The following is a 6,195-nucleotide window of genomic DNA, read 5'->3' on the forward strand; positions in this document are numbered from 1 at the left end:
ATGGGACGCCGCCGGGGCCGGAGTGCGGCATGAGCGGCCCGGATTCCGGCGCGGGTCTGGACGAGAGCGTCAGGCCGCGCAGCCTGGACGATTTTATCGGCCAGGACGAATTGCGCGCCAACCTGCGCGTCTATCTGGACGCCGCGCGGGAGCGGGGCAAGGCCCTGGACCATACTCTGTTTTACGGCAATCCGGGCCTGGGCAAGACCACGCTGGCCCAGATCATGGCTTCCGAACTGGGCGTCAATCTGGTCTGCACCTCCGGGCCGGTGCTGGAGCGCAGCGGCGATCTGGCGGCAATTCTGACCAATCTCGGCCGTCACGACATCCTGTTTGTGGATGAAATCCACCGTATGCCCATTGCCGTGGAGGAAGTGCTCTATCCGGCCATGGAGGATTTCAAGCTGGATCTGGTCATCGGGCAGGGCCCGGCGGCCCGCACGGTGAAGATCGACCTGGAACCCTTTACCCTGGTGGGGGCCACCACGCGCATGGGGCTGATTTCCTCGCCTCTGCGGGACCGTTTCGGCATTGTGGCCCGGCTGGAGTACTACAGTCCCACGGATCTGGCCCGGGTGGTGCGGCGCACGGCGCGCATTCTGGGCGTGGAAGTGACCCCGGACGGCGCGGAGGAGATCGGCCGCCGTTCGCGCGGCACGCCGCGCATCGCCAACCGCCTGTTGCGCCGGGTGCGGGATTTCGCGCTGATTCGCGGCAACGGGCAGGTCACGGGCGGGGAGGCCTCGGCGGCCCTCAAGCGCATGGACGTGGACGAGCACGGTCTGGACCAGATGGACCGCAAGCTCCTGGAAGTGCTGATTACCCACTATGACGGCGGGCCCGTGGGCATCAAGACCCTGGCCGTGGCCTGCTCCGAGGAAGTGCGGACCATTGAGGACATTTACGAGCCCTACCTGATTCAATGCGGCTTTCTCAAGCGCACTCCGCGCGGCCGCATGGCCACTGCCAGGGCTTATAAGCATTTGAAGCTGCTGCTTTCCTGAAAGACTGGCCTTTATGAAGAAAAAAGAGTTTGTCCGACGTTACACGGGTTTTTGCTTTGCATCCTTTGTCATGGCCCTGGGCATCGCCCTGGTTACCAATTCAAATCTGGGCACCACGCCCATCACCAGCCTGCCGTATGCCCTGGGCGCCATTTTCGCGCTCAGCCTGGGCACGGCCACCTTTTTGCTCAATCTGCTGTTTGTGGCTTTGCAGAAGGTGCTGCTCCGGAAGGAATTCTCCCCGGCCCATCTCCTGCAACTACCGGCGGTGCTGCTGTTCAGCGTGTTCATCGACATCTGCATGTGGCTGACCAGGCCTTTGATCACCGACGTCTATCCCCTGCAGATATTGCTCTGCCTGACCGGTTGTGGCGTGCTGGGCCTGGGCATCAGCCTGGAGATCGTCAGCAATGCCACAGTGCAGCCCGGTGAGGGCATCGTCATTGCCATTGCCTACCGCGCCCGCAAAATTTTCGGCAACATCAAGGTGCTCTTTGACCTTTCCCTGGTTGCCCTGGCCGCCGGTCTGTCCTTTGCCGTGCTGCACAATGTGGTGGGGCTGCGCGAGGGCACGGTGATCGCCGCCGTGCTGACCGGTTTCTGCGTGCGCTTCTTTTCCCGCTGGACCCGGCATCTGACGCCTTTTTTCCACTGCCGGAAACTGATCCGGCACTAGAGGCTGTTTTTAGAGCGAATTCGCTTTGAAATTGTGCCAATTTCAAAGCTGACGCTGCCCTCACCCTATCGTTGCTGTCGTCATCCGTAAGCCGCCAGCGGCAACGGCTGACGCGCGGCGGGAACGTGGTTCCGCCTTGGCTTCAGGCGCGGGCGTCCGCTCACTCGGCCACCAGAGCACTTCAACATTTTCAAAGTTGAAACGCTCTAAACAGACGGGAGTCGGGATGATCATCAAGGTTCTGGACGGGGATTTTTCCGTCTGCCAACTCGGCGGCCCGGAAGGCATTTCCTTTGCGGACGATTTCCTTTTTCTGGGCAAGACGGATCAGGAACTTTCCCTGGTCTGCCGGAGCGAAACAGCGCCGGACAATGCCCTGGCCCGTGAGGACGGCTGGAAAGCCTTCCGCATCGAAGGGACGCTGGATTTCTCTCTGGTGGGCGTGTTGGCGGAACTGGCCGGATTGCTGGCGGGTCGCGGCATCAGCATTTTTGCCGTGTCCACCTATGCCACGGATTACATCCTGGTGAAGCGGGAGAAATTCTCCGAAGCTCTGGCCGCCCTGGAACAAGCTGGCCACGGGTTGGTTTGAACGTGTTGTTGTTCCCAGCCTCCGACCAAACCCTGATCCACCTCTGATCCCGCCCCCGCCGAGGAGGCCGCACTGTGATGCTCTATCTGCCTGCCGCATTTCTTTTTCTGTATCTTTTTTTTCGGGTGGTGCTGCCGTCGAGCTTGAGCCGCGCGGGTAAGGCCGTAGCGGCAGTCGCGCTTTTTCTCGCTTCGCAGGAGCATCTTTTGAACGGGCTCTTTTTCGGGGGATTGTCCGCGCCCGATCTGCCGTCGTGGGTGTTGATGCTCCAGGGCTGGCTGTTCACCAGCCTGCTTTTTCTTTTCGTGCTGGTGCTGGTCCGGGATGTTTTCTGCCTGGGCGTCCGGCTCGTGCGCCTGATGAGGAGCGCCTTGCGGCGGGACAAACGGCAAGGTTCCGTTTTTTCCGTCGGCAGAAGGCGTTTTCTGGCTTCGGGTCTGACCGCCGCTCCGGTTTCCGTTCTGGGCCGTGCTTCGCTGGCCGGACTGGTTTTGGCTCCCACGGCCTACGGGGTTTATGAAGCCGTGGCCATCCCCGAGGTCCGCCAAAGGGAAGCCGTCCTGCCCCGTTTGCCCGAAGCCCTGGACGGCCTCAGGCTGGCGCAGATCAGCGATTTGCATATGAGCCCGCTGCTGGGCAAGGATTGGGTCAGGGCCGTGGTGGACAGGGTCAACGCCCAGGCTGCGGATGTGGTGGTTCTGACCGGCGACCTCGTGGACGGCTTGCCCGCGGCGCGCGCGGAAAGCGCGGCCGAGCTCCGCCGGTTGCGCGCCCGGCACGGCGTGCTGGCCTGCGCGGGCAATCATGAATATTACAGTGGATTCAAAGCCTGGATGGAGATTTTTTCCGATTTGGGCATCACCATGCTGTTGAACAGCCATCAGGTGCTCGGCATACGCGGTCGGGAGCTGGTGCTGGCCGGCGTCACCGACCCGGTGGCCGCCCGCTTCGGCCTGCCCGAACCGGACCTGGCTACGGCCCTGGCCGGAGCGCCGGACAGGACGGCGCGCATTCTGCTTGACCACAGGCCGGGTAATGCCCCGCGCAACGCCCGGCAAGATGTGGATCTGCAGCTCTCCGGCCATACCCACGGCGGCCACGCGCCGGGTTTGAGCGCCTTGGTGGCCCTGTTCAATCATGGGTATGTGCGGGGTTGGTACCGGGTTGAGGGCATGCCTCTGTATGTCAGTTCCGGCGCGGGGCTCTGGAACGGCTTTCCTCTGCGCGTGGATGTGCCCTCGGAAATCGCGCTTATCACGCTGCGGCGCGGTCCGGCCGGGGCCGCCTCAGCGGGGAGCCGGATGTGAGGCCGGATATGACGAAAGGGCGGGGACCAAAACCCCCGCCCTTTTCCACGCAAACCGTCACGGCCGTGGCCGCGCTCAGATCCGCCCGGCGCGGGAAGCGTTGAGCACGGCCAGCAGAGCCACGCCCACATCCGCGAAGACCGCTTCCCACAGGCCGGAAAGGCCCACAATGCCCAGTCCCATGAACAGGCCCTTGATGCCCAGGGCCAGGACGATGTTTTCCCAGACAATGCGCCGGGTACGCCGGGCGATGCGCAGCAATTCGGGCAGGCGCTGGGGGTTGTCGTCCAGAATGACCACGTCCGCGGTTTCAATGGTCGCTTCCGAGCCCAGGCCGCCCATGGCCACGCCCACTCCGGCGGTGGCCAGCACGGGCGCGTCGTTGATGCCGTCGCCCACCATCAGGGTCTGGCGCGTGGGCCCCAGGGCTTCCAGGGCGCTGGCCTTGTCCTCGGGCAGCAGGTCGGCCTTGAGCACGTCCAGCCCCAGTTCACTGGCAACGGGCCTGGCCTGGCTCCGGCGGTCGCCGGTGAGCATTGCCAGCACGTCCACGCCCAGGCGGCGCAGGGCTTCCAGCGCGCCGGGAGCCTGCGGCTTGATCCGGTCTGAAACCACCAGCGCGCCCAAGGCGCGGCCGTCGCGGGCCACCTGCACCACGCTGCCGGGCATGTCCACGGGCAGCGGCGTAATCTTGTGGGCCTCCAGCAGAGCCGCGTTGCCCGCCAATAACTGGGCACCGCCGGCCGTCACTTCCACGCCCTTGCCCGGAATTTCGCGCATGGCTCCGACGGCGATGTCCTTTTCCGTGTCCAAGCCCGCCGCCTGGGCCGCCCGCAGCACCGAGCGGGCGATGGGATGATTGGAGCGGCTTTCGGCCAGGGCCGCGGCGGACAGCAGCTCCTCGCGGCTGACGCCGGGCATGGGCAGTACGGCATTGACCTCGAACACGCCCTCGGTGAGGGTGCCGGTCTTGTCAAAGGCGGCCACGCGGATGTCGCGCAGATTGTCCAGCACCGCGCCGCCCTTGATCAGGATGCCCCGGCGCGAAGCCGCCCCTATGCCGCCGAAGTAGCCCAGCGGAATGGAAATGAGCAGGGCGCAGGGGCAGGAAATGACCAGCAGCACCAGGGCGCGGTAAATCCACTCCTGAAAGCCGCCCAGGCCGAAGAGCGGCGGCAGCACGGCCACCAGCAGGGCCAGACCGCTCACCGCCGGAGTGTACCAGCGCGCCAGGCGGGTGATGAAGCGCTCGGTGGGAGCCTTGCGGGCCGCCGCGTTTTCCACCATTTCCAGAATACGGGCAATGGAGGATTCCGCAAAGGGAGCCGTGACTTCCACGGTCAGCGCGCCGTTAAGGTTGATGGTCCCGGCATGGACCTGTCCGCCGGGGGAGAGGCGCACGGGCACGGATTCGCCGGTCAGGGGCGAGGCGTCCACCTGGGATTCGCCTTCCAGCACCGTGCCGTCCAGGGGAATCTTTTCGCCGGGCCGGACCAGAATGCGGCTGCCCGGTCCCAGTTCTTCGGGGTTCACGTCGCGTGTGGCGCCGTCGTCCAGCAGCTCGTGGGCCGTGGTGGGCCGGGCCGCCAGCAGGGCCTTGACCGAACGGCGTGAATTGCCCGCGGCGCGTTCCTGCATGAATTCGCCGATGCGGTAGAAGAGCATCACGCCCACGGCTTCGGGCAACTGGCCCAGGGCGATGGCCGCGATGGTCGCGCCTCCCATCAGAGTGAATTCATTGAAGATATCGCCACGCATAATATTGCGCAGCATCTGGCGGAGCACGTCATAGCCGCACAGGGCGTAGGGCAGCACATAGCAGAGGGTCAACACCAGCCAGGACGGCAGAAAGGCTTCCAGGCGCGTGTCCGCCAGCATGCCCGCGGCGAAAAGCACGGCGGAAACGCCCATGAGCAGCAATTCCCGGCGCTCGCCGCCGGACGTTTCATGCTCGTGACCATGGTCGTGGCCTGAGCAGGCGCTGCAGGAGCAGCGATGTTCCTCAAGGGGGCAGCTGTTACACATGGCTTTTTCTCCCGCTGTGGGTAGGCTGGTTTTCCGCGTCTTCAGCGCCGCAAGTGGCGGCGGGAATGTGCTTTTGTTCCAGAAAGGCGTGAATGTTCTTGTTGTGGAATATGCCCGGCAGGGCGGCGGCGTCCTGCAATATCTGCGGGTTGCCGGCCAGTTCCTTTTCCAGCCATGCCAGGGCGTCGCATACGCTGGGCGTGGGGTTTTCCGGCAGGCGGTAATAGACCCAGCGCCCTTTCTTAATGTTCTCAATGAGCCGGGCCTGCCGCAACAGGAAAAGATGCTTGGACGTGGTGGACGCCGCCAGCCCCAGCAGGGTGGTGATTTCGCAGACGCACAGGGGGCGGTGGCGCAGGGCCATGAGTATCCGGACGCGGCTCTCGTCCCCCAGGGCGCGGACCAGGTTGAGAAAGGTGAACATGGGTTTCTCCGTCATCATCCCGGCTAAGCTGGTGCTGTCCGGTGTTTGCAGATGAATATCCTTTTCAATTCGTTCTAAAGCGAAATATAGGAGGGGCGGATTTGAATGTCAAGCATGTTTCGCCAGATGACGAAATATTTTGGGGGCGCACTCGGCGTGAAGTAATG

At 64.0% G+C, this 6,195-nt stretch carries 6 protein-coding genes; 4 read left to right on the forward strand and 2 right to left on the reverse strand.

Annotated features, from left to right (window positions below; all coding sequences use genetic code 11):
• The first annotated feature begins 29 nt into the window (after positions 1 to 29).
• The 4 genes from ruvB (at position 30) to KH208_RS00890 (ending at position 3,579) form a co-directional block, all read left to right on the forward strand.
• Entirely contained in the window at positions 30 to 1,004 is a 975-nt protein-coding gene (ruvB, locus tag KH208_RS00875; RefSeq protein ID WP_291433047.1) for a Holliday junction branch migration DNA helicase RuvB, read from the forward strand.
• 13 nt (positions 1,005 to 1,017) lie between these two features.
• Complete coding sequence (locus tag KH208_RS00880) at positions 1,018 to 1,680, forward strand: DUF6198 family protein (RefSeq protein WP_291433032.1); 663 nt, start codon at positions 1,018 to 1,020, stop codon at positions 1,678 to 1,680.
• Between the two features lie 226 nt (positions 1,681 to 1,906).
• The gene (locus tag KH208_RS00885; protein ID WP_291433034.1) at positions 1,907 to 2,272 is read left to right on the forward strand and encodes an ACT domain-containing protein; all 366 of its coding nucleotides are present in this window, start codon (positions 1,907 to 1,909) and stop codon (positions 2,270 to 2,272) included.
• Positions 2,273 to 2,349: 77 nt separating this feature from the next.
• Positions 2,350 to 3,579 carry a metallophosphoesterase gene (locus tag KH208_RS00890; RefSeq protein WP_291433036.1) on the forward strand — a complete coding sequence of 410 codons (1,230 nt, stop codon included), beginning with the start codon at positions 2,350 to 2,352 and terminating at the stop codon, positions 3,577 to 3,579.
• Positions 3,580 to 3,654: 75 nt separating this feature from the next.
• Here the strand turns inward: KH208_RS00890 and KH208_RS00895 are convergent, their stop codons facing one another.
• Positions 3,655 to 5,604 carry a heavy metal translocating P-type ATPase gene (locus tag KH208_RS00895; RefSeq protein ID WP_291433038.1) on the reverse strand — a complete coding sequence of 650 codons (1,950 nt, stop codon included), beginning with the start codon at positions 5,602 to 5,604 and terminating at the stop codon, positions 3,655 to 3,657.
• Positions 5,597 to 6,028 carry a helix-turn-helix transcriptional regulator gene (locus KH208_RS00900; protein ID WP_291433040.1) on the reverse strand — a complete coding sequence of 144 codons (432 nt, stop codon included), beginning with the start codon at positions 6,026 to 6,028 and terminating at the stop codon, positions 5,597 to 5,599. The genes KH208_RS00895 and KH208_RS00900 overlap by 8 nt, the downstream gene beginning before the upstream one ends.
• Positions 6,029 to 6,195: the final 167 nt, after the last annotated feature.

It is taken from the genome of Desulfovibrio sp., from assembly GCF_018379785.1.
Lineage (GTDB): Bacteria > Desulfobacterota > Desulfovibrionia > Desulfovibrionales > Desulfovibrionaceae > Desulfovibrio.